This window comes from Bacillus cereus group sp. BfR-BA-01355, assembly GCF_022663675.1.
In the GTDB taxonomy this organism is placed as follows: domain Bacteria; phylum Bacillota; class Bacilli; order Bacillales; family Bacillaceae_G; genus Bacillus_A; species Bacillus_A thuringiensis_S.
The window spans coordinates 1-20,493 of sequence record NZ_JAKUFY010000051.1 but is presented as its reverse complement, the minus strand read 5'-3'; the positions used below and the strand labels follow the sequence as shown (position 1 = coordinate 20,493).

Genomic DNA, 20,493 nt, shown 5'->3' with positions numbered 1-20,493 from the left:
ACATGTTAGAAATTATAAATTTTAGCAAGACATATAAAGACGGTAAGAAAGCAGTTGATCATTTGAATATTACTGTTAAAGCAGGGGATATCTTTGGATTTATTGGACATAACGGTGCGGGGAAAAGTACAACAATTAAGTCGTTAGTAGGAGTTATAGATTTTGAAGAGGGTGAAATTTTTATTGATGGACATTCAGTAAAAAAGGATCCGATTGCATGTAAGAGAGTAATGGCGTATATTCCTGATAATCCAGATTTATATGAGCAATTAACAGGAATTCAATATTTGAACTTTGTTGCGGATGTGTTTAAAGTGCCTGCGAGGGATCGGGAAGAACAGATACAGAAGTATGGGGATGCTTTTGAGATTACACCGTACTTAGGGGACTTAATATCTTCTTATTCACACGGTATGAAACAAAAAGTAGCGATTATATCGGCGGTTTTACATAAACCGAAATTATTAGTTTTAGATGAACCTTTCGTTGGTCTTGATCCAAAGGCAGCCGTAGTATTGAAAGGTATTATGAAAGAGCTTTGTGAAAAAGGAAGTGCGATTTTCTTTTCTACGCACGTTTTAGATGTAGCTGAGAAGTTATGTAATAAAGTAGCGATGATTAATAGAGGGAAATTAGCACTTTCAGGAGAAGTAAATTCTTTAATTAAGGAAGGCTCATTGGAAGAGCTCTTTATGAAGGAGCTTGCTAATGAATACTAATAGTTTAGGTCTTTTGAAAATTCGGTTGATAACGCAGCTCGGTTTAAACACCTTTAAATACGAAAAAGATAAGAAAAAGAAGCAGAATAAGATTTTGCTGACAGCATCTATTGCTCTAGTTGGTGTCATGTTAATGTTATATTGCGGAGCTTCGGCATATGGGTTGGTAAAACTAGGAATGAGTGAAATTATTCCCGTCTATGCACTAGTTATTAGCAGTGTATTAACGTTGTTTTTCACTATATTTAAGGCAAATGGAGAAATTTTTGCTTTTAAGGATTACGACTTTTTAATGTCATTGCCGATTCGCGTAAGTACTGTTATTGCAAGTAGATTTTTGTATTTATACTTGCTGAATACAATCTTTTCAATCATAATCATGCTACCAATGGGAGTTGTGTATTGTATACATGAAAATCCATCAGTTTCTTTTTACTTTATGTGGTTCATCAGTATGTTTATCGCATCTTTAATCCCAACAACAATCGCAGCAATCTTTGGAGCTTCGATTACGGCAATCGCTTCTAAATTTAAAAATACGAATAAAATAACTACGATTTTAAGTTTTATAGTAATTATTACATTCGGTTCCTTTATGCTAAAAAACGGAAATGCTCAATATAGCCTTAATGATATGAACGGAATTGGTGCAATTGTTTCGGAGCAATTAACTAAAGTGTATCCATTAGCTAACATGTTTCAAAAAGCAATTGTTAATGCTGATATGGTAGCTTTCATCTTATTTGTGGGGATATCAGTGATTTGGTATTATCTTTTTGTAAAAATACTTTCGTTAAAATATAAGCAAATAAACACAGGGATCACCACTTATCATATGCTTTCAAATTATGAGATTAATAGCATGAAAAAAGAGAGTGTATTGGTCGCATTGTATAAAAAAGAGCTGACACGTTTCTTCTCTTCTACAGTGTATGTTATAAATAGTGGAATGGGAGTCGTGATGGCGCTAGCTTTCTCGCTAGCTATAGTTGTAGTAGGACCAAGCCAATTAATAGCGTATCCTGGAATTGAGCCCCTGTTGCAAAAGATTGCCCCATTTGCTATTGCAGCAGCGATTTCGATGACATGTACAACATGTGTGTCATTGTCTTTAGAAGGAAAAAATGTATGGATTATTAAATCATTGCCTATAGCGCCAAAGGTGATTTATGATAGTAAAATTCTTATGAATCTTTCATTGAGTATACCTGCATCACTTATTAGTGCTGTATTACTAATAATCGGGTTAAAGCTAGATGTTTGGAGTTCTCTTTTCATCGTCATAACACCGATAATATATTCATTATTTTCAGCAGTATGGGGGATTTTCATTAATAATCGATTTGGTTATTATGATTGGATATCAGAAACTCAAGTAGTAAAACAAAGTATAGGATCGTTTGTTGGTATGTTTGGCGGCTTAATTGTGGCGGTTATACCTGCCTTGTTAATTGGTACTGCTACTATCTCGAACTACAGAGTATTTACTTTTGCAGTTATTATAGTGCTTACGATTATTACTATTTTCTTGTATAAGAACGAGTCGAGAAGAAGTATAAAATAAAGGAGCTGCTTTTCCTTTAAAAAGGAAGAGTAGCTTCTTTATTTTGGAAAGGTTAGATTCTTATATTACTTTTTTAAAACAGGTACCCATATTTCACTTCTGAAATTCGGAGAGGATACGTCTTTACTTTCATTCCACAATATCTCTGGTCCTTCCGCTAGTTCATAGTTCGAAGAAGGGAACCATTCAGAATAAATACGTCCCCACACATTTTGTAATGCATCAGGAAATGGACCGACAGCTTCAAATATAGCCCATGTTGAAGCTGCGACTTCAAGTTGCGCGAATTGCTCTGGACAATCTTTCGTTGTGGCTACTCCAATATAGTGATCAAGTTCTCCTTTTTCCTCCATTCTCCCTTCAGAAAAATTAGTAGAGGCACTAATAATTCCAGTAGGTTCAATGTTTGAAAGGGACTTTAATGTTTGAATGGAGTCTGGGTTTAAACTTTTCCACATAGAAGCGATTTCTTCATTTACACCATTGAAAACGATTGATACTCGTTTTGTAATACCTATAATTCGAAATGGCTCTTTTTCTTCAATTCGATAATTCATTTCATTTCCTCCTTGAATGGATAACTGGAAGGTCATTGGTGAATAAGCCTTCAAAGAATGGCTACTATTTCGGGCCTCTGAAGGTGTTATACCGTGCAAGTTTTGAAATGCACGAGCGAATGAATCTGGTGAGTTGTAGCCATATTTTATAGCGACATCAATGACTTTTACATTGCTGTTTTTTAGTTCAAAGGCAGCGAGAGTAAGACGTCTACAGCGAATATAATCAGATAGTGATATGCCTGCTAAAAACGAAAACATTCTTTTAAAGTGATACTCAGAACAGAGAGCTAGCCTCGCAACTTCTTTAAAATCAATTTCATTCGTAAGGTTACCTTCAATATAGTGCATTGCAGTATTCATATTTTTAAGTGAATCCATATTATGACCTCCTCTGTACATAGAATAACAGGAACGAAATAACCCCATCCGACATTTCGTGCACAACTTTGTAGGTGCATTTTTTACCTTACAAAATTGTAATGTTCCTGTAAGGAGAATGAATGGATGGTATGATATCCCAATGTTATAGTAGCAAAGTACTTTAATTCATTATGTTAACTTTTTGATGTCTTTACTTATGTGCCTTACATAACTGTCATGTTTGTGTAAGAAACATCGATAGTGGCAAGAGTAGAGAGTGTATATAGTTGAAAATAGAGAATAGAAGAAATGAGGGATGTCGAGATGAAAACAGTGTTAGAAGCAAAAAATATCGAAAAAGTGTATGACACGGGTGGTAATAAATTTGCAGCGTTAAAAGGTATTAACTTACAAGTAAAAGAAGGTGAATTCGTTGGAATTATGGGACCTTCTGGTTCTGGTAAGACGACTTTACTAAATGTTCTTTCTACAATTGATAATGCGACGAACGGTGAAATTTTAATTGATGGAAAAGATATTGTGAAGATGAATGATGATAAGTTAGCGTTATTCCGCCGCGATCATTTAGGTTTCATTTTCCAAGATTATAATTTATTAGATACGTTAACAGTGAAAGAGAATATCGCTTTACCACTTGCGTTATCAAAGGTGAAAGCGAGTGAGATTGATCGCCGCGTTCTTGAAATCTCAAAGAAATTCGGTATTGATCATATTTTAAGTCAGTTCCCATATCAAGTGTCGGGTGGACAGAAGCAGCGCTGCGCAGCATCACGTGCAATTGTTACGAATCCAAGTATGATTTTCGGAGACGAGCCAACTGGAGCGCTTGATTCTAAATCTGCAACAGATTTACTTGAAAGTATGAAGTCATTAAATGAATATGATAACTCAACAATTTTAATGGTAACGCATGATGCATTTGCAGCAAGTTATTGTAAACGAGTTATTTTCATTAAAGATGGTGAACTATATAAAGAATTGCACCGCGGTGAATCAACGCGTAAACAGTTCTTCCAAAAAGTCGTTGACGTAATGTCTTCTATTTCTGGAGGTATGGCTGATGACCTTATCTAGCATTGCCCTCCGCAACATACAGCGGAACTTTAAAGACTACTTTGTATATTTCGCATCTATGATTTTTAGTATTGTTATTTATTTTACATTTAAAGCACTGCAATATAATTCACAAATGGAAAAAGCAGCAGAAGCTTCTAAAAAGATTAGTGGTGCATTTCAAGTTTCCAGTGTGATGCTTATCATTTTCGTAGCAGTGTTTATTATATATTCGAACGGATTCTTTACACGTAAACGTAAAAAAGAAGTTGGCTTATATTCGTTATTAGGTATCCGTAAAAGACAAATTGGTAAAATGCTCTTTTATGAAAATATGTTAATGGGATTAATGTCATTAGTAATTGGGATTGCGATCGGTAGTGTCCTTTCGAAATTATTCCTTGAGTTATTAGTAAATATGATGGGATTAAATTTAAACGTTCATTTTGAAGTACCAATGGCAGCAATTATTGATACAGCAATTATTTTCTTTGTGATTATTTTATATACATCACTCCAAGGATATCGTTTAATTTATCGCTTTAAGTTAATTGAACTTTTCCGCGCAGAACGTGAAGGAGAAGCAATGCCAAAAGGATCTGTCATTATGGCGTTAATTTCAGTTTTCTTAATCGGCTCAGGTTATTTCTTAGCGTTAATGTTTATGAAAGCAGTTATGTATGCAAACTTTATGGCAGTCGCACTTTATATATTACTTGCGACAGTATTAGGTACGTATTTACTATTTATGTTCTTTACAGTATTCGTATTGAAACGTGCAAGAAATAATAAATCATCGTTTTATAACGGTATGAATATGGTAACGACGTCACAGTTACTATATCGTATTAAAGGAAATGCAAAGTCACTTGCGACGATTTCTATTTTAAGTGCGGTAACATTAACAGCGGTTGGTACGTCAGTTACGATGTATTACAACACATTTACACAATCAAAAGCAGCTATGCCATACAGTTATTCTTACGAGAAAAAAGATGCAGAGCTTGATAAGAAAGTAAATGCGATTTTTGCAGAAGAGAAGAAAGATCATCCGATCAAAGATCAAGTTGAAATTGAGACAGTTCCTGTAAAAGGGAAGTTTGAAGGAGATAAAGTTGATTTCATTCTTAATATGAATTACACGATTTCAGAGAAATATCAATTTATGTCTCAATCTGAATTTAACAAGCTTGCTAAAAAAATTGATGCGGAAACAGTGAATGTAGCTACTGGCGAAGCATTTATATATGATAGTTCTTATATGGAAGGGTATGAGTTTAGCCCCGAATATAAAGGAAATAAAGCGGTATTCCAAATTGAAAATGAAACGAAGACGTTGAAAATCCAAGGTGCAAATAATAATGCAATTACAAACTTAGGTGAACTAGTTGTTGTCGTTTCAGATGAAATGTATGAACAAGCGAAACAAGCATTTGGAACACGTATTGTAAAAAATATTGATGTAAAAGATGAAAGAAACAGTAAAGTGTTAACGGAAAAATTAGCAAAAGTGATGCCAACTGGTGTATCAGAAATGGCACCACCATTTAGAGACTTCTATACTGGTTTCCATATGGGACTGGAAGCAACTGGACTAATGATGTTCATCGGACTATTCTTAGGTTTAGTCTTCCTATTAGCGACAGGCTCAATCATTTACTTTAAGCAGCTTACAGAAGCAAGTGCTGACCGTGATCGTTACATTGTCCTTCATAAAGTCGGGGTAACGAAACAAGAAATGAAAAAAGCTATTGCAAAACAAGTGAGCTTTATCTTTGCAATTCCACTAGTAATCGGAATTCTGCACAGCTTGTTTGCATTAAAAGGTTTAGGGAACATACTGCCATTTGAAATTATGATTCCGCTTTTAATTAGTATTGGAGTATATAGTGTTATTTATATTGGATATTACTTCATCACAGTTCGTTCTTATTATAAAATCGTGAGTGCGAAGTAATAAAGGGACAGCTATCGTAATAGGGATAGCTGTTTTTTTATTCTTCATAAAATCTTAAGAAACTTCCTCAATTTTTATTAAGAAACGATAGTTATACTTAGAAACAAGTTAAAAACTATTGAACGAATGGGGAGAAGGTTACATGCAACTCATAACATTCTTACATGAATTTATTAAACATCCGAAACATACTGGTGCAATTGCGCCAAGTTCAAAAATATTAGCAAAGAAGATGGTAGATGTAATTGATTTTAATAGAGCGAAATGCATTGTAGAGCTAGGGCCGGGTACAGGAGCTTTTACGAAAGAAATTATGAAGAGAAAGAAGAAGGAGACATTATTTCTTCTTATTGAAATTAATGAAGTATTTTTCAAAGAGTTAAAGAGAAAATTTAAAGATGAGCAGAATGTGATTGTTATACATGGCTCAGCGGAAAATATAAAGAAGTATAGGGAACAATTGAATATAGAATGTATTGATTACATCTTATCAGGATTGCCTTTCACTTCTTTACCAGAAGAGGTTTCAAAGCGCATTTTAAACAGCGTAATGGAAACGATACATGAGAATGGAGAATTTATTACATTTCAATATTCACTTGTGAAAAAAGGATTTATACAGCATTTCTTCCCTGAAATTACACTAGAAAAAGTGTGGTTCAATTTCCCGCCAGCTTACGTCTTTAGCTGTAAAAAAGAGCTAAGGAGAGCATATGCATAATGGAGCTAAATGAATTAATGTCATACATTGAGCAGTATGGTTATTGGGCTTTATTTTTCTGTTTATGGTTAGGTATTATCGGTATGCCGATTCCAGATGAAATGATTGTAATGAGCGGTGGATTAGTATCATCGATGGGTATATTGGATTTGATTCCCGCCTTTTTACTAACGTATTTAGGCGTTGTATCCGGCCTTTCTTTAGGGTATATACTCGGGAAAATTTTTGGCACAAAAATACTTAATAAATTGATGAAAAAGAAAAAGACGAAGTATCTTTTAAAATCGCAAGAGATGATAGCAAAATATGGTCATTATACATTAGTTATAAGTTATTTTATACCTGTTGTGAGGCATATCGTACCGTATTTAGTAGGAATGAATAACATGTCTTTTAAAACGTATGCGATTTATTCATATGTAACAGGATTTGTATGGACGTTAGTTTATTTCTTACTAGGTTCTATATTTGGAAAGCATATAGAAGTAATAGTAACACTTGCGACCGAGTACGGTATATATTTTGGTGGCATTGTTATTGTAGTTTGTAGTATTTCTTATATGTATATGCATAAGAAGAATGCCGTAGTGAGTGAAATAAAGCAACATTCATAGTTTGGTAAATGATGCTGGAGGAGATTTTGTGAGTAAAGGAACGATACTTATCGTGGACGATGAGAAGGAAATTAGAAAACTTATCACTATCTATTTAAAGAATGAAGGTTATGAAGTATTACAAGCTGGAGATGGTGAAGAAGGTTTAGAAATAGTAAAGAAAAGAGACGTGCATCTAATCGTCCTTGATATTATGATGCCGAAAATAGATGGTATTCATATGTGTATGAAAGTGAGAGAAATAGCGGAAATGCCTATTATTATGCTGTCGGCAAAAACGCAAGATATGGATAAGATTTTAGGATTAACAACTGGGGCAGATGATTACGTAGCTAAACCATTTAATCCACTGGAACTCATTGCTCGTATTAAATCACAACTTCGGAGATATATGAAAATGAGTGGGACAAGTGTACAAGATGAAAATGAAATAGAGATTGGAGATATGAAAGTTAATATAGTAACACGGCAGGTCATTATTGCAAATGAAGAGGTGAAATTGACACCGAGAGAGTTTGAGGTATTAGAATTGCTTGTACGAAATCAAGGAATGGTATTAAATGCAGCACAAATTTATGAAAGAGTATGGAAAGAGCAAGCTTTCCAATCTGATAATACTGTGATGGTACATATTCGGAAAATACGTGAAAAGATAGAGGCGATTCCAAGGAAGCCTCGGTACATTAAAACAGTATGGGGAGTTGGCTACAAGATTGAGAAAGATATTTGAACCGATAATATGGATGAATCAAGTTTTAAAAAAAATGACAGGTAAAATAGTGAGTTATTTGGAAAAGAGCATACGGATACAGCTAATGGCTACATTTACTTTTTGTACGTTACTCGGTGTATTAGTAGGATGGTCTTCATCTTCTTTTTTTGAGGATGCGAATAAAATTTCTATCATTGATTATGCATCAGGTATGGAAGCCATTGATGGACAGACACAAAGGCTTGTTGAAAGTATGACCGAGGAAGGTAAGGAAATTAATATACAAGAACTGCTTGATCAATTGAATGAACAAAATCAACTAAAGATTTTAATAATAGACGAGGATGGGAAAGTCGTTTATAAAACAAAGGGAGCGCCGGAAGAACAAATCAATCTTCATGAGACGATGCGTAATGTGATGGATTTTAAAATGGATCAAGTACGATATGTAGAGGCGCAAAATTTAATTCAAGATGGAACTGAACAAAAGCGTAAGGAGTTTACAACTTTTTATCCGGTTAATGTTAATACGAAAAATATGTATATTATTGCAAGTGGTATACCACAAGGAAATGTGAAGTATATAGTGAATGATAGCAGTCCATTTCCATCTTTACTAGGTTTTATCACTTTTATACTATCTTTCTTTTATATAACGAAAAGGAAAATGAATCAGATTGAAGCGATGGCAGAAGGAGTAAGGGAATTTTCGAAAGGTAATTTACAATATAAAATCAAACAGGCAGGTCAAGACGAAATAGGTTTATTAACTTCTAATATTAATCAAATGGCAGAAAAGCTCTTGGCTAATATAGAAAAGGAAAAACAAATAGAGAAGCAAAAAAGTGAATTGATTACAAATGTATCACATGATTTAAGAACACCACTTACTTCTATTATGGGGTATTTACGTTTACTAGGTGATGCGAAATATGAAAATAAAGAACAGCATGATGAGTATATAAAAATTGCCTTTTCAAAATCAGAGCAGTTGAAGATGTTAATAGAAGATTTGTTTGAGTATACAAAACTAACAGATGAAAATATGGCGTTAGATTCGCAAGAAGTGTGTATAAATGAACTACTTGATCAATTAATAGAAGAGCTAGTACCACAAGCGGAGGAGCATAATCTTTTTTTTGTAAAAGAATTTCAGGAAGATCGTATATATGCTGTGGTGGACTCAGAAAAAATGGTGCGTGTGTTTGAAAATCTTTTAATAAATGCAATTAAATACAGTATAGATAAAGCAGAAATTCGGGTTTTACTTCAAAGAGAAGAGCAGCATATCAAAATTTCTATAGCTAATCATAGTGAAGAATTTACAAAAAAAGAATTAGAGAATTTGTTTGAGCGTTTTTATAAAAAAGATCAATCGAGAAGTAGAGCTGTAGAAGGTTCAGGTTTGGGGCTTGCAATTGCAAAAAGCATTGTTGAATTGCACAAAGGAGAAATTCGAGCAAAACATGAAAATGGGGTTATTCAATTTATTATATTATTGCCAATTTAATTAGAAGAGCATTAGGAAATTTGGTTACATTTTAATAAGTAATAGTGCCACAATTGATTTAGAGGAAGTCTTTTAAGTGGAAGTATCTGAGAAGAGGAGAATAGAAAGTTTCATGAAAAAAATAAGCGCGTTTATCGCATTGATTATAGTTGGAGTTACATTACTTATAGTGAAGGGTGGATCTATTGTAGATCAACTCAATCCATTTATTAAAGAAGGTATTTATTATGCTGTTGTTGATAATGATGGTAAATATGGAGCCGAAAACAAAGGTTTTGCTAGATGGGAATATAAATTCAAAGGATATAATGAATCTGGTCAAGAGCAAAAGATTGCGATGACTGCTTCAAAACATTTAAGAATAGGAGCATATTTAAAGATTAGATCTAAAGGAAGTTATGGTATGGAATGGGAAGAAGTGCAAGGTGATGAAATACCAGCTAAAGTGAAAGAAAAAGTAACAATAAAACATATTTAGTTATAGAAATGATAAGTTGAACGATCAAAATTTGAATGCAATGGCAGTATATGATAATTTCTAAATTTTTTATAAAGAAAATAAAGTTTATCTGAACTTTATCTAAACTGCATTTATTCTGTATACAATCACTAGTATCCTATAGTGTGTGGATAAAAATTGATAAGGAGTAGCAGGATAATTATGCAGGTTTCTAAGAAGAAAATATTATTATTTCTTTCAATTATTCTTTTGGCTTTATTGGCGGTGTATGTATGTACAAATAATAAGCATGTCCAAAATATTGTTCATAATATAGAAGACATTTATAAAGTATATAAAGAGAATCAAGCATTGAAAGGGAAAATTGAACATCAAGAATCATTAAAGGGTAAAGTGCAAATGTTAAGTGAGGAGAAAGAAAATCTTACTAAACTTATCAATAAAACGAAAGAATTAAAGGAACAAGGAAAATACAATCTAATTCAAGCTACAGTAGTAAGGCGTGAAGCAGAAGATTGGTATGGAAAAATCTCTCTTGAGAGAGGGGCACAACATGGTGTAAAGGTTGGTATGGCTGTTATTACAGTGAACGGTTTTATTGGAAAGGTAGATAGTGTAGATCAATATACATCTGTTGTGAAATTAATTACGAGTGATGAACGAACGAATCGTTTAGCAATCACCCTTCAAAATAATTCATCCACTTTAGGATTTGTTACAGGGTATGATAAGAAAAAACAGGCCCTTCGAATTGATAATATCCCATCAGATAAAGTGAAAGAAATAAAAATAGGTGATAGCATTATTACCTCTGAATTGAGTCAGAAAATACCACCAGGTCTTGAAGTAGCAGAGGTACTAGAACAAGAACAAGATCAATATGGTCTTACTTATACTATTTATGCAAAACCAAAGGCGAATTTATATGATTTAGAATATGTTATTTTAATACAACCTAAATAATAGTTTTATATAGAGTCCATCAGAGGTGGATTAGAAACGAAGAGAATTAATGTAAAGTAAAGAGTGAGAGGGATAAGGAAAGGTAAAACGGTACTAAATTTAATAACATGTGGGTATATCTTTATATCGTTGTTATCTTATCTTTATCTCGGACAATTATAATGAAGAGGTAAACTGATGATAAGTGCAAAGTTATTAAGTATTACAGAGGGGCTTTTTTTGTCCATTTCTAATGTTAATGATTTATATAACTTTTTAAATAGACTAGAAAACCTATAAAATATCCTTCGAATTTATATTTATAAATATATTATTTAAGTGTGAGAATATTGATGTCATCTTCGTGAGAACAAAGTAAAGGTATATGAATCGGATTATGAAAATAATAATTTTAATATAATGATTTTAAGGTATTGTACATTACAAAAATGTAAGGATAATGTAAGAGGAATCAATATTGCTGTTTGTCGGGAAAAGATAAAATGATAGTTAGTGGCTATGAAAATAGCATGATCGTAGCACTAGCCACATGACAGGAGGCAATATGAAAACTTTAATATTTGAAGAGAACGTTGTACAAAGAGGGGATAGTAAAAAGGTGAATGTAGTATACCACGCTGTAGAGAATCGTGGGTGTAAAGTGTGTTATTAAAACTTTCTATTTCCAGTATGAAAAAAATGATAAAGGATTACATCGTTTTACTAATAGGTCTTGTAATCTCAATTTCTATTTTTTATATGTTTCAAACGCTTGCGTTAAATAAAGAGTTTACAATGAATAACAGTATTATTGGTTCAATTGTATTTGTATTTCAAATAGGCTCTGTTTTGGTAGCGTTTATTACATTCTTTTATATTTTTTATGCAAACTCTTTTCTACTTTCACTCCGGCAGAAAGAGCTTGGTATGTACCTTGTATTAGGGGCGAAAAAGAGTAAAATTAGTCAACTTTTATTTTTTGAGACGTTCATTATGGGAATGATTTCACTAGTGCTAGGTAGTGTATTCGGAGCCATTCTTTCTAATTTCGTTAGCAAATTTCTAACGAAACAATTGGAAATTTCAGCGGAAGGTTATCAAGCATTTTATGGTCCTGCATTCAAAATAACATTTATATTCTTTAGTGTGTTATTTCTACTTACATCCGTTGTGAATGTGATTCGTATAGCACTTAAAACAGAACTAGATTTAATTCGTACAGAGGAGCAAACGGAGCGCATACGAATGAAAGGACCAGCCACAATATTGTTACTTTTATGTAGTTTGCTAGGACTAGGTGTAGGGTATTATTTCGTACTCTTCGTAGGAATAAAGGGCGCTGGAGCCATTATGCTTCCACTATTCACGATTACAATCGGGACATATCTTATATTTATTTCGTTCTTACCTATGATTGTTAACAGGTTAAAGAAAACGCGCTATTTAAATGAGAAGAAATTAAATGCATTTACATTTGCACAATTGCAGTTTCGTGTAAGTAGTTTGGCGAAAATATTAGGCACGGTAACGATGCTAATTGGACTGGGTGTGGGGGCAATGGCTGGTGGCATGTCTTTACAGAAAAACGTAATCCTTACAGCAGAAAGAATGTCAGGTTATGATATTACAATTCATGATCCAGAAGCAGAGGATTATAAAGCTATGGAAAAAATGAAAATTGTAGATAAAAAACAATATAAATATAAAGTTAATAATGAGGCTGTTTACTATTTAAAAGAAGAATTATTGGAGAACCCTCCACTGTTATTTGGAAAGAAAGAGACAACACATATTACTGAACAACTTCCATCTTCGAGCTATAGGATGTTTAAGGGGGAGGAAGTTGATCCATCTAGTTCTACGTTACCACTGAATTGGGATAAGAGTATGGATAGTGATTTTAGATCGAATATTTCTGTATATGATCGTAAACCTGTCTATATCGTCGATGAAAAACGTTATGAAGCAATTCAAGGGAATGAGCATACATTTTTTATTGCTAAAGTAGATAATATTTTAAGGTATAAAACAGAGTTAAAAGAGATGGATGATCGTCAAATCGAAAAAATAGCCGCTACTATTAATAAGCCTAAGGAAGATGTATATTTACCGACAAACTATAGTGATTATGAATCTATGCTTGCCTTTTCAAAAGGAACTTCCTTTATGGGATTCTTTTTAGGCCTTGCTTTTTTAGCTATGATGGCAAGTTGTTTAATGTTTAAGATCCTTTCTGGAGCTACGAAAGATATAGGGCGTTATGAGATGCTTCGGAAAATTGGGGTACGTAAAGAATTACTTATAAAATCTATGTATAAAGAATTAGGCATTGTATTTCTATTTCCAGCTATATTGGGTCTTATACACGTTTTGGTAGGAATGAATGTATTTACATTTGTTAAATTTTTTGTGAATCCATATGTGAATATTGGACTTCCGATTTGTATATTTTTAATTATTTACGTTGTTTACTATTTGATCACTATTCAATTATATAAGGGGATTGTCCTCCCAAAGAAAAAATAGAATATAGAATTCAAGGGTCTCAAACTTATTATAGTTTGGGACTTTTGAATATTATTAAGGAGAAATCAAGGAATCCCTCTACTATTTTTAAGGAAATACATCTATACATAGAGATTAGTGTAATTAATTACACTAATTGAATTTTTAAGTGAAATATATCGTATCTGCATCTTATATTTATATAGCTTGTTTAGTCTATAAATACCCCCAAGCTGGTATTTAAAAAAGTATACAGGGAGAAAATGAAATGAGAAAGAAAATTTTACCAATTTGTGCGATGGCACTTTTATCAATAGGATATTCATCGTTAGCTAGCGCATCTACTGGAACAACGTCAAAGGGAGAGGTATCAGCACAAGCATTAGAAAAAAAGGAAGCAGAATTTCATGCTTGGCAAAAAGAGGCGTTAGAGAAGAAGAAAGCAGCAATGCAGGAGCAAAAAAAAATCATTAGAACGAGCAGAAGCCGTGATTCAGGATCAACAAAAAGAAGTATTAGGGAAAAAGAAAGCAACGATTCAATCACAACAAAAGAATGATATAGAGAAAAAAGAAGTAGCGAAACAATGATGATACCAAGTGCATGTTTTGTGGCATTAGGATCTGTATTTGGATTTATTCGTCGTAAGATTAAAGTATAAAATTTGTATTAGCCTATAAAAAATGGATGAATTAAAAGTGAAACTTGTAAATTTTATTGGATTTCCTTTTATATTAATTTGGTTATTGAGCATATAGGTGAACAGTAATCATTTGGATAGGAACTATGGTTGGAATGAGTTTGAGATATTGAAAAAGCTTTGCGAGGATACGCAAAGCTTTTTGTATAGTTTATTTTCTTTCGATTCACATTGCAAATAAGGAGAAAGAGGATCCTCTATGTTTGAGTTTATAAAAGGTGAAGAGGAAAATTTATTATAACTTTTGTAATAAGCGTTCGCTGCTTTCCATATCTCCTTTACATAAAGGACATTGCGGCTCTTCTTCTAACGAAAAGTTTTTACGCATCCACCCACGGCAGTTTTCTTCTTGGCATTCCCATACAGCAATTGCTTCTGGTTCTTCTACAGGTTTATCATTTTTTCTCCAATACATGTGATCGCTCCCTTAAATTGAAAAGTTTTTCGGAAAAAACAAAAAAGGTTGTTAACGATTTTGTTAACAACCTTTTTATATTAGTTCATTATACTTTATTTTTTGAAAAAATGCGAAGTTTAGTAATTATTAAAGTATAGCAAAATAAGGATTATAAATCACTGTTGAAAGCTTTGATAATAATTCAATTTGACACGGTGTATGCCCCGTCAACCTTCTCGATATTTTTCTAGCTCTTCTTCATGCTATTGTTTTGTTGACTTTGGAATTTCTATATCATCAATTAGGCGTCGCTGCTGTTGTGTCTTCCAGAATATGCTCGTTGTATGGAAGACTTTTTGTTTTGAAAACACTATGAAGTTTAATAAATTTATCCAGCATAAACGGGTAGTAGGGATCCCAGCTCAAAATTTGGTTGGAGCGAAGAAGTTAGGTGGAAATAAAGGTTTTGAATATACAGTTAAAGCTTATGATGAGAAGGGAGAAGAGAAAGAAGTAACAATTGATGGCGTAGATAAATTACAAAAAGGCTCGTACTGGCATGTCATTACAAGAGGGAAGTTTTTACATGATAAAGTAGAAATAGAAGTAGATAAAATTCCTGATGGTGCGAAGGCGAAGTTAGGATTATAAAGATAAAACCGATTCTCAATGTGGGAATCGGTTTTGTTATTTTATGGTAAAATATAGAAAGGGAGTGAGAGATATGCTACTCGTTGTTAGCCTTATATTAATTGGGGTTATGTGCAGTATGAGAATAGTATCCTTACATATGATAGAACGAGAAAAGATAGAAGAGAGAGATGTATATTGTCCAAAACGTAATGCGAAAATTTGAAGAGGAAATTCTGCTCCTTTTTGTTCGAAATGTAATTTAATATTTTAACTATAGGAAATCCGAAATCATTTTGTATGGTTTCGGATTTTTTATGCTGAAAATAGAAGAAATAAAGAGCGGAAAAAAGTTTGAACAAGGGATTGAGTATATGAATATTATTGAAGGATATCCCATTATTATGAAGTATTTCGTAGAGATGGATCGAGAAGTTTTGAGGGTTTTATTACCTGATGAAAGAGGGATTCTTCCTACGAGGCCAGAGTGTGATGAATGTTATAAGACTCAATTGGATGGTATTGAGGAGAGTTGATAAAAAAAGAGCTTGAAACTATTCAAGCTCTTTTTTATGACTATTTATGTCCTAAAATATGCTCAATCTCATGCAAACTTAATTTACTTGCCTTAGCAATCGTTTCAAGTGGTATACCAAGATCATACATATTTTTAATCATTTGAATTTTTCCCTGTTGGACTCCTTCTTTTCGACCTTTTTCAATGCCCTGTTGAATGCCCTGTTGAATGCCTTTTTCAATGCCTTTTTCAAGCCCTTTTTTTATCCCTTGTTCCATCCCTCTTTTTATTCCTTCTGTCTCTGCGTGGGCGAATTTTGCTGCTTCATCCATTAAAACTTTCTCCCTTGCGTCATAGGCTTGTCGGAAAGAAGAATCTTGACTCATACGTTCCCATTTATTTATCGCTTTTTGTAAAATGGGGTCTTGGTTCATAGCAATATCCTCCAATAGTTTAGTTAAGTGCTCATCCTCATTTGCTGAAAGCAATAAAAGCCAACGAACAAATGGATCTTTCCACGGATTTACTTTTTCTTCATACCATTGTTCAGTTAACTTTGGAATTTCTATAGTGTGGATTTCTATGTCGTCACTTAGGAGTTTTTTTTGTTGTGTATTCCATAATATGCTCGTTGTATGGAAGGCTGGGTGTTCCGAAAACATTACGAATTTTAGTAAGTTTATGGTGATGGTTTTGTGAAGTGCACTGTAGGGCATCCCTTTTTGTAGTTGAGATGTGTATAGTCTTCCCCAATAATATAAACTGCGTTTAACCATATCGTGATTATTATTGAGTTGTATTTCTACATTGACTTTTGTTCCTGTGTTTAATGTCGCTGAAATGTCTAAAATAGATAACTTATCCTCTTCATATTCCCTGTGTAAATGTGGATCTTCTAGTTGTAGAGAAGCAATGGGCGACTCTAAAGAATCTTGTAACATAGCGTTTAAAAATGCAATTAGAATATCTTCACTACCATTCGTACCAAACAATTGTTTAAATGCAAAATCAATGCGTAAATTAACTAACTGTTGGTTGAACAAAGTTTGTCCTCTCCCTTATATGAAGGTGCTTCTTTCCTTCATTGTACATAAAAAGAACTAGAGTATGCAAACTAGTCATTCTACTATTTTTTAGTAATATTATTAGAAAATGAAAGGTAAGTATGTTTATGGTATACTCTAGTGAAATTGTAAATAAGGATGCTAATACGAACTGGGAAAATTGGGTGGAGTTTGGTTGTGACTGAAAAAGATAGGAGAAAGAATAATAAATGAAAAGAAGAAGAAAATCTGGAGAAAAAGTACAAATGAGTCATTTTACACTTCCTTTATGCTACGGAAGTGAAGCACCATATTATTATTACGAGGTAGCGCCCCATGAAAGAGAGGGACGCTTCCATTTAACATCAGAACTTTGCGTAATGGACGATGAACATTACTTTATTAGAGGTTGTTTAGAGATTCCTATCATTGATTACCACGAAAATTTCATATGGACTGTGTGGGTATCGCTTAGTAAAGAAAGTTATGATGAAGTATTAGAAAAGTGGGATGAGAGAGGCCGAGAAAATAGTGATCCTTATTTTGGGTGGTTATCTGTAGAAATACCAGTTTATCCAGAAACATTAAATTTAAAAACAAATGTACATATAAGAGAAGTTGGAATGGCACCGTATGTTGAATTAGAGCCAACCGACCATCCTTTAGCAATTGAACAAAGAAATGGAATTACTTTAGACAGAGTTAAAGAAATAGAGGAAATTATTCAACGACATAACTAGATTAGAAGAGAAAAAACGAGTGCTAGCACTCGTTTTTTTCTTTACACAACCGCAGGATTATAAATCATCGTAAAGTGTCCTGGTAATAATTCAATGTGACAAGGTGTATGAAGCGAACTTTCTCCATCTGTATCTACTTCTTTTTCTTCCTCTGTTTCGATATGAATGGATTTCGCTTTTACGTGGAAGATGTCATTTTCATTTGAGTCTTCAAATAATTTCTTTCCGATGTAATCTTTAAATGCTTGAATCCCTGTTGATTTGACTACGAAAATATCAAGTGTTCCGTCATCACATTTTACGTTCGGAATAAAGGATGGAATACCACCAAGATATTCACCATTTCCAACCATGACAAGGACAGCTTCGTCTTCATATACTTGTCCGTCATAAGTAATTTTTACCGGGAATGTTTCAGCATTTTTTACAGTTCGAATTGTACTTAAATAGTAACCGATTTTACCAAGCTTTGCTTTTTCTTCTGCATCGATATTGTTTGATACTTCAGATACGAGACCAATCCCCCAGAAGTTTAAGAAATGTTGTCCATTTGCTTTTGCAACGTCAACTGGTTTTATATGTTCTTTTGTAATAAGTTTTGCCGCTTCTGCAATGTTTTGCGGAACACCAAGTGTGCGAGAGAAGTCATTGCAAGTTCCACCTGGAATAATTGCAAGTGTAGGTCTAGTTTCGAGAGGTGCTAAGCCATTTGTGCATTCAAATACTGTTCCATCACCACCAAAGACGATAATTAAATCTACTTTACTAGCAAACTCTTGGCAATATTTTGTTGCATCACCTTGTTTTTTCGTATGAAGGATATGTAGATCAGGAAAAGCTGCGGCAAGAGGTGGTACGATTTTTGTTAAATTTGTATGTAAGTCACCTTGACCAGCTTTCGGATTTACGATGAGGAGTACTTTTTCAAATTTTGTCTTTGTCATTTTTATTCTCTCCCTTTGTCTTTTACGAATCGTGATAGAAAATAAACTTCCATCAGTAATTGATGGAAGCTTATTTTATTATATTACTCCGTTACAACTGAAGCGATAAATGGTAAGTTACGATATTTCTCAGCACAGTCGATACCGTAGCCAACGATAAATTCGTCTGGAATTTGGAAGCCAACATATTCAGCTTTTAAGTCCACTTTACGGCGTTCTGGTTTATCAAGTAATGTACAGAACTTGAGTGCCTTTGGTTTATGCATAAAGAAGTGGTCTTTTAAGAAATGAAGTGTTAAACCAGAATCGATAATATCTTCTACAACAATTACGTTTTTTCCAGTAATGTTTACGTCGATATCTTTTAGGAGTTTCACTTTTCCTGTCGTTTCTGTTTGATTTCCGTAACTAGATGCAGAAATGAAGTCAATTGTTACATCGTTTTTAATGTGACGAATTAAATCAGCAGCAAATACGAATGAACCTTTTAATACTGCGATAACTACGATTTCTTCTCCTTCAAAGTCACGTTCGATTTGAAGTGCTAATTCTTTCACTTTTGCTTGTAATTGTTCTTCAGAAATTAAAGTGTCTTTTATTTCAATATTCATTGTAATCCTCCTACAGTGTAAAACTTGCGAACATTTCGACTGTAAAGGATAGAATAGAAAAAGTCAAAGAAGATAGTAATTTTTTACAAAGACAACGACAAAATCATCTGATGATATGATATACTAAGCATATTAAGAAAACGCTTCCATAAAGGGTGAATATGATGAAGAAGAAACAGTACACAAGTGTAACATTTATAAAAGCATTACTTTTAACAATTGTTCTTGGCCTGTTGGCTTACGTAATTGATGTACCTGCGATTCGTATTTCATTAATTGGAATGACTTTAGTGTTAGGAGCAATTTCGCACGGTATGATGTCGCAGCTAAAAGAAGCTGGACTTGATGATATGAGAAATCATATAGATAAAAAGTAAGAAACCTTCATTATATAGAGTGAAGGTTTTTTGTTTCTTACAAAAATGTAAGGTAGTTGTAAGGCAAATCGATAGTTGCATAATAGCATTTTGGATAAACTATGGGTGTAAGGTAAAAGGCAAGCATATTTTAGGTAAATTAAGTTTTAGGCACTCTATATGTGAAAAAGGAGTAGGAGGGCATGGAGAAACGTTGGACGACCTTTTCTTTTTTAGCGACTAGTAATACCGTAATGCTAGATGGAAAAATGGATTTTTTGCACTTGTTTGATCGTGAAGATGATCATTCTTCTTCTAAATTTACAATGAAATGGAATAAATGGAGCGAAAGTTGTAGGTTTGAAGAAGAGGCCCCTAACGAAGAGCAAAAGATTATTTTGACAAACCCTATTAAAGCGTGGGTTGTTCAACGTCGTAAGTGTAACGTCAAAAATCACTTCAAGAAAACTGAGCCGAGACAATTAGTTATCGCTCCGGCCCGTTCTACTTCCAAATCGCGCGAAAGTAACATGTAAATATTGAGACACACACCCGAAAAAAACATCGTATATATTGCGATGTTTTTTTCTTTTTCTACAATGAAATCTTTAAATGAATTATATTTCATCTGCATCTTATATTTATATCTCTTGCTTATTCTAGTAATACATCCGATGCGAGTTGATGTGAATAAAATATAAGGAGAGAATGAAGATGAAAAAGAGACTATTACCAATTTGTGCAATGGCACTTTTAACAGTAGGATATTCTTCAGTAGCGAGTGCTTCAACAGGAACATTGACAAAGGAAGAAGCAGCGCAAATGCAGCAAGATAAAGCTAAAAAAGAAGAAGCAAT

Annotated in this window: 21 protein-coding genes and 2 pseudogenes; 18 read left to right on the top strand and 5 right to left on the bottom strand. The window is 33.4% G+C overall.

Annotated elements, in window-relative coordinates; all coding sequences use genetic code 11:
• Positions 1 to 2 precede the first annotated feature (2 nt).
• Together MR167_RS17525 and MR167_RS17520 are read left to right on the top strand one after the other, a co-directional pair.
• Positions 3 to 719: an ABC transporter ATP-binding protein gene (locus MR167_RS17525; protein WP_000889755.1), complete on the top strand. Its 717-nt coding sequence runs from the start codon at positions 3 to 5 to the stop codon at positions 717 to 719.
• Complete coding sequence (locus MR167_RS17520) at positions 709 to 2,283, top strand: permease (RefSeq protein WP_086397185.1); 1,575 nt, start codon at positions 709 to 711, stop codon at positions 2,281 to 2,283. Before MR167_RS17525 ends, MR167_RS17520 begins: the two co-directional genes overlap by 11 nt.
• Before the next feature lie 65 nt (positions 2,284 to 2,348).
• Here the strand turns inward: MR167_RS17520 and MR167_RS17515 are convergent, their stop codons facing one another.
• Positions 2,349 to 3,221, bottom strand: coding sequence for an AraC family transcriptional regulator (locus MR167_RS17515; RefSeq protein ID WP_017763702.1), 873 nt, complete (start codon positions 3,219 to 3,221; stop codon positions 2,349 to 2,351).
• Between the two features lie 306 nt (positions 3,222 to 3,527).
• Between MR167_RS17515 and MR167_RS17510 the strand changes: the two genes are divergently transcribed.
• The 10 genes from MR167_RS17510 (at position 3,528) to MR167_RS17465 (ending at position 14,257) form a co-directional block, all read left to right on the top strand.
• A complete protein-coding gene (locus MR167_RS17510; protein ID WP_000859656.1) occupies positions 3,528 to 4,298 on the top strand; it encodes an ABC transporter ATP-binding protein in 771 nt (256 codons plus the stop codon).
• Positions 4,285 to 6,234: an ABC transporter permease gene (locus MR167_RS17505; protein ID WP_000176146.1), complete on the top strand. Its 1,950-nt coding sequence runs from the start codon at positions 4,285 to 4,287 to the stop codon at positions 6,232 to 6,234. Before MR167_RS17510 ends, MR167_RS17505 begins: the two co-directional genes overlap by 14 nt.
• Before the next feature lie 142 nt (positions 6,235 to 6,376).
• Complete coding sequence (locus MR167_RS17500; RefSeq protein WP_001176071.1) at positions 6,377 to 6,955, top strand: class I SAM-dependent methyltransferase; 579 nt, start codon at positions 6,377 to 6,379, stop codon at positions 6,953 to 6,955.
• A complete protein-coding gene (locus tag MR167_RS17495) occupies positions 6,955 to 7,569 on the top strand; it encodes a DedA family protein (RefSeq protein WP_242315134.1) in 615 nt (204 codons plus the stop codon). Before MR167_RS17500 ends, MR167_RS17495 begins: the two co-directional genes overlap by 1 nt.
• Before the next feature lie 28 nt (positions 7,570 to 7,597).
• Positions 7,598 to 8,299, top strand: coding sequence for a response regulator transcription factor (locus MR167_RS17490; protein WP_000033682.1), 702 nt, complete (start codon positions 7,598 to 7,600; stop codon positions 8,297 to 8,299).
• Positions 8,283 to 9,791, top strand: coding sequence for a sensor histidine kinase (locus tag MR167_RS17485; RefSeq protein ID WP_001225802.1), 1,509 nt, complete (start codon positions 8,283 to 8,285; stop codon positions 9,789 to 9,791). Before MR167_RS17490 ends, MR167_RS17485 begins: the two co-directional genes overlap by 17 nt.
• Before the next feature lie 112 nt (positions 9,792 to 9,903).
• On the top strand, positions 9,904 to 10,269 hold the full coding sequence (locus tag MR167_RS17480) for a YxeA family protein (protein ID WP_000723891.1): 366 nt from the start codon (positions 9,904 to 9,906) through the stop codon (positions 10,267 to 10,269).
• A 183-nt stretch (positions 10,270 to 10,452) separates the two neighbouring features.
• Positions 10,453 to 11,214 carry a rod shape-determining protein MreC gene (mreC, locus tag MR167_RS17475; RefSeq protein ID WP_242315132.1) on the top strand — a complete coding sequence of 254 codons (762 nt, stop codon included), beginning with the start codon at positions 10,453 to 10,455 and terminating at the stop codon, positions 11,212 to 11,214.
• 642 nt (positions 11,215 to 11,856) lie between these two features.
• Positions 11,857 to 13,719 (top strand): FtsX-like permease family protein, encoded by a 1,863-nt coding sequence (locus MR167_RS17470; protein WP_000924815.1) that lies wholly within the window; start codon positions 11,857 to 11,859, stop codon positions 13,717 to 13,719.
• A 247-nt stretch (positions 13,720 to 13,966) separates the two neighbouring features.
• A complete protein-coding gene (locus tag MR167_RS17465) occupies positions 13,967 to 14,257 on the top strand; it encodes a hypothetical protein (RefSeq protein ID WP_014894874.1) in 291 nt (96 codons plus the stop codon).
• A 376-nt stretch (positions 14,258 to 14,633) separates the two neighbouring features.
• Here MR167_RS17465 and MR167_RS17460 read toward each other — a convergent pair whose 3' ends face one another.
• Positions 14,634 to 14,813: a cold-inducible protein YdjO-related protein gene (locus MR167_RS17460; RefSeq protein WP_000289928.1), complete on the bottom strand. Its 180-nt coding sequence runs from the start codon at positions 14,811 to 14,813 to the stop codon at positions 14,634 to 14,636.
• 423 nt (positions 14,814 to 15,236) lie between these two features.
• On the opposite strand from MR167_RS17460, the pseudogene MR167_RS17450 reads away from it, so the two are divergent.
• Positions 15,237 to 15,446, top strand: a pseudogene (locus tag MR167_RS17450) (DUF1093 domain-containing protein); the annotation flags it as partial.
• A 296-nt stretch (positions 15,447 to 15,742) separates the two neighbouring features.
• Complete coding sequence (locus tag MR167_RS17445; RefSeq protein WP_002081958.1) at positions 15,743 to 15,961, top strand: hypothetical protein; 219 nt, start codon at positions 15,743 to 15,745, stop codon at positions 15,959 to 15,961.
• 40 nt (positions 15,962 to 16,001) lie between these two features.
• On the opposite strand, the gene MR167_RS17440 is transcribed toward MR167_RS17445, so the two are convergent.
• Positions 16,002 to 16,985 (bottom strand): Rpn family recombination-promoting nuclease/putative transposase, encoded by a 984-nt coding sequence (locus MR167_RS17440; RefSeq protein WP_242315130.1) that lies wholly within the window; start codon positions 16,983 to 16,985, stop codon positions 16,002 to 16,004.
• Positions 16,986 to 17,215: 230 nt separating this feature from the next.
• On the opposite strand from MR167_RS17440, the gene MR167_RS17435 reads away from it, so the two are divergent.
• Positions 17,216 to 17,725, top strand: a complete 510-nt coding sequence (locus MR167_RS17435; protein ID WP_000830226.1) for a DUF2199 domain-containing protein — start codon at positions 17,216 to 17,218, stop codon at positions 17,723 to 17,725.
• Positions 17,726 to 17,766: 41 nt separating this feature from the next.
• On the opposite strand, the gene MR167_RS17430 is transcribed toward MR167_RS17435, so the two are convergent.
• Both MR167_RS17430 and hpt read right to left on the bottom strand, forming a co-directional pair.
• Entirely contained in the window at positions 17,767 to 18,669 is a 903-nt protein-coding gene (locus MR167_RS17430; RefSeq protein ID WP_000167900.1) for a diacylglycerol/lipid kinase family protein, read from the bottom strand.
• 83 nt (positions 18,670 to 18,752) lie between these two features.
• A complete protein-coding gene (hpt, locus tag MR167_RS17425; RefSeq protein WP_001019294.1) occupies positions 18,753 to 19,280 on the bottom strand; it encodes a hypoxanthine phosphoribosyltransferase in 528 nt (175 codons plus the stop codon).
• 161 nt (positions 19,281 to 19,441) lie between these two features.
• On the opposite strand from hpt, the gene MR167_RS17420 reads away from it, so the two are divergent.
• From MR167_RS17420 to MR167_RS17410, 3 genes and pseudogenes are all read left to right on the top strand, one after another.
• Positions 19,442 to 19,657, top strand: coding sequence for a hypothetical protein (locus tag MR167_RS17420; protein ID WP_002081963.1), 216 nt, complete (start codon positions 19,442 to 19,444; stop codon positions 19,655 to 19,657).
• A gap of 182 nt (positions 19,658 to 19,839) precedes the next feature.
• On the top strand, positions 19,840 to 20,172 hold the full coding sequence (locus tag MR167_RS17415) for a hypothetical protein (protein ID WP_000415613.1): 333 nt from the start codon (positions 19,840 to 19,842) through the stop codon (positions 20,170 to 20,172).
• A 178-nt stretch (positions 20,173 to 20,350) separates the two neighbouring features.
• Positions 20,351 to 20,493, top strand: a pseudogene (locus MR167_RS17410) (LPXTG cell wall anchor domain-containing protein); the annotation flags it as partial.

Bases quoted from the DNA above. Each gene is read 5' to 3' on its own strand.
- MR167_RS17480 (WP_000723891.1), top strand. From the start codon at position 9,904: ATGAAAAAAATAAGCGCGTTTATCGCATTGATTATAGTTGGAGTTACA.
- MR167_RS17430 (WP_000167900.1), bottom strand. From the start codon at position 18,669: ATGACAAAGACAAAATTTGAAAAAGTACTCCTCATCGTAAATCCGAAA.
- MR167_RS17435 (WP_000830226.1), top strand. From the start codon at position 17,216: ATGAAAAGAAGAAGAAAATCTGGAGAAAAAGTACAAATGAGTCATTTT.
- hpt (WP_001019294.1), bottom strand. From the start codon at position 19,280: ATGAATATTGAAATAAAAGACACTTTAATTTCTGAAGAACAATTACAA.
- MR167_RS17510 (WP_000859656.1), top strand. From the start codon at position 3,528: ATGAAAACAGTGTTAGAAGCAAAAAATATCGAAAAAGTGTATGACACG.
- MR167_RS17420 (WP_002081963.1), top strand. From the start codon at position 19,442: ATGATGAAGAAGAAACAGTACACAAGTGTAACATTTATAAAAGCATTA.
- MR167_RS17500 (WP_001176071.1), top strand. From the start codon at position 6,377: ATGCAACTCATAACATTCTTACATGAATTTATTAAACATCCGAAACAT.
- MR167_RS17415 (WP_000415613.1), top strand. From the start codon at position 19,840: ATGGAGAAACGTTGGACGACCTTTTCTTTTTTAGCGACTAGTAATACC.
- MR167_RS17465 (WP_014894874.1), top strand. From the start codon at position 13,967: ATGAGAAAGAAAATTTTACCAATTTGTGCGATGGCACTTTTATCAATA.
- MR167_RS17460 (WP_000289928.1), bottom strand. From the start codon at position 14,813: ATGTATTGGAGAAAAAATGATAAACCTGTAGAAGAACCAGAAGCAATT.
- MR167_RS17525 (WP_000889755.1), top strand. From the start codon at position 3: ATGTTAGAAATTATAAATTTTAGCAAGACATATAAAGACGGTAAGAAA.
- MR167_RS17445 (WP_002081958.1), top strand. From the start codon at position 15,743: ATGCTGAAAATAGAAGAAATAAAGAGCGGAAAAAAGTTTGAACAAGGG.
- MR167_RS17495 (WP_242315134.1), top strand. From the start codon at position 6,955: ATGGAGCTAAATGAATTAATGTCATACATTGAGCAGTATGGTTATTGG.
- MR167_RS17520 (WP_086397185.1), top strand. From the start codon at position 709: ATGAATACTAATAGTTTAGGTCTTTTGAAAATTCGGTTGATAACGCAG.
- MR167_RS17515 (WP_017763702.1), bottom strand. From the start codon at position 3,221: ATGGATTCACTTAAAAATATGAATACTGCAATGCACTATATTGAAGGT.
- MR167_RS17505 (WP_000176146.1), top strand. From the start codon at position 4,285: ATGACCTTATCTAGCATTGCCCTCCGCAACATACAGCGGAACTTTAAA.
- mreC (WP_242315132.1), top strand. From the start codon at position 10,453: ATGCAGGTTTCTAAGAAGAAAATATTATTATTTCTTTCAATTATTCTT.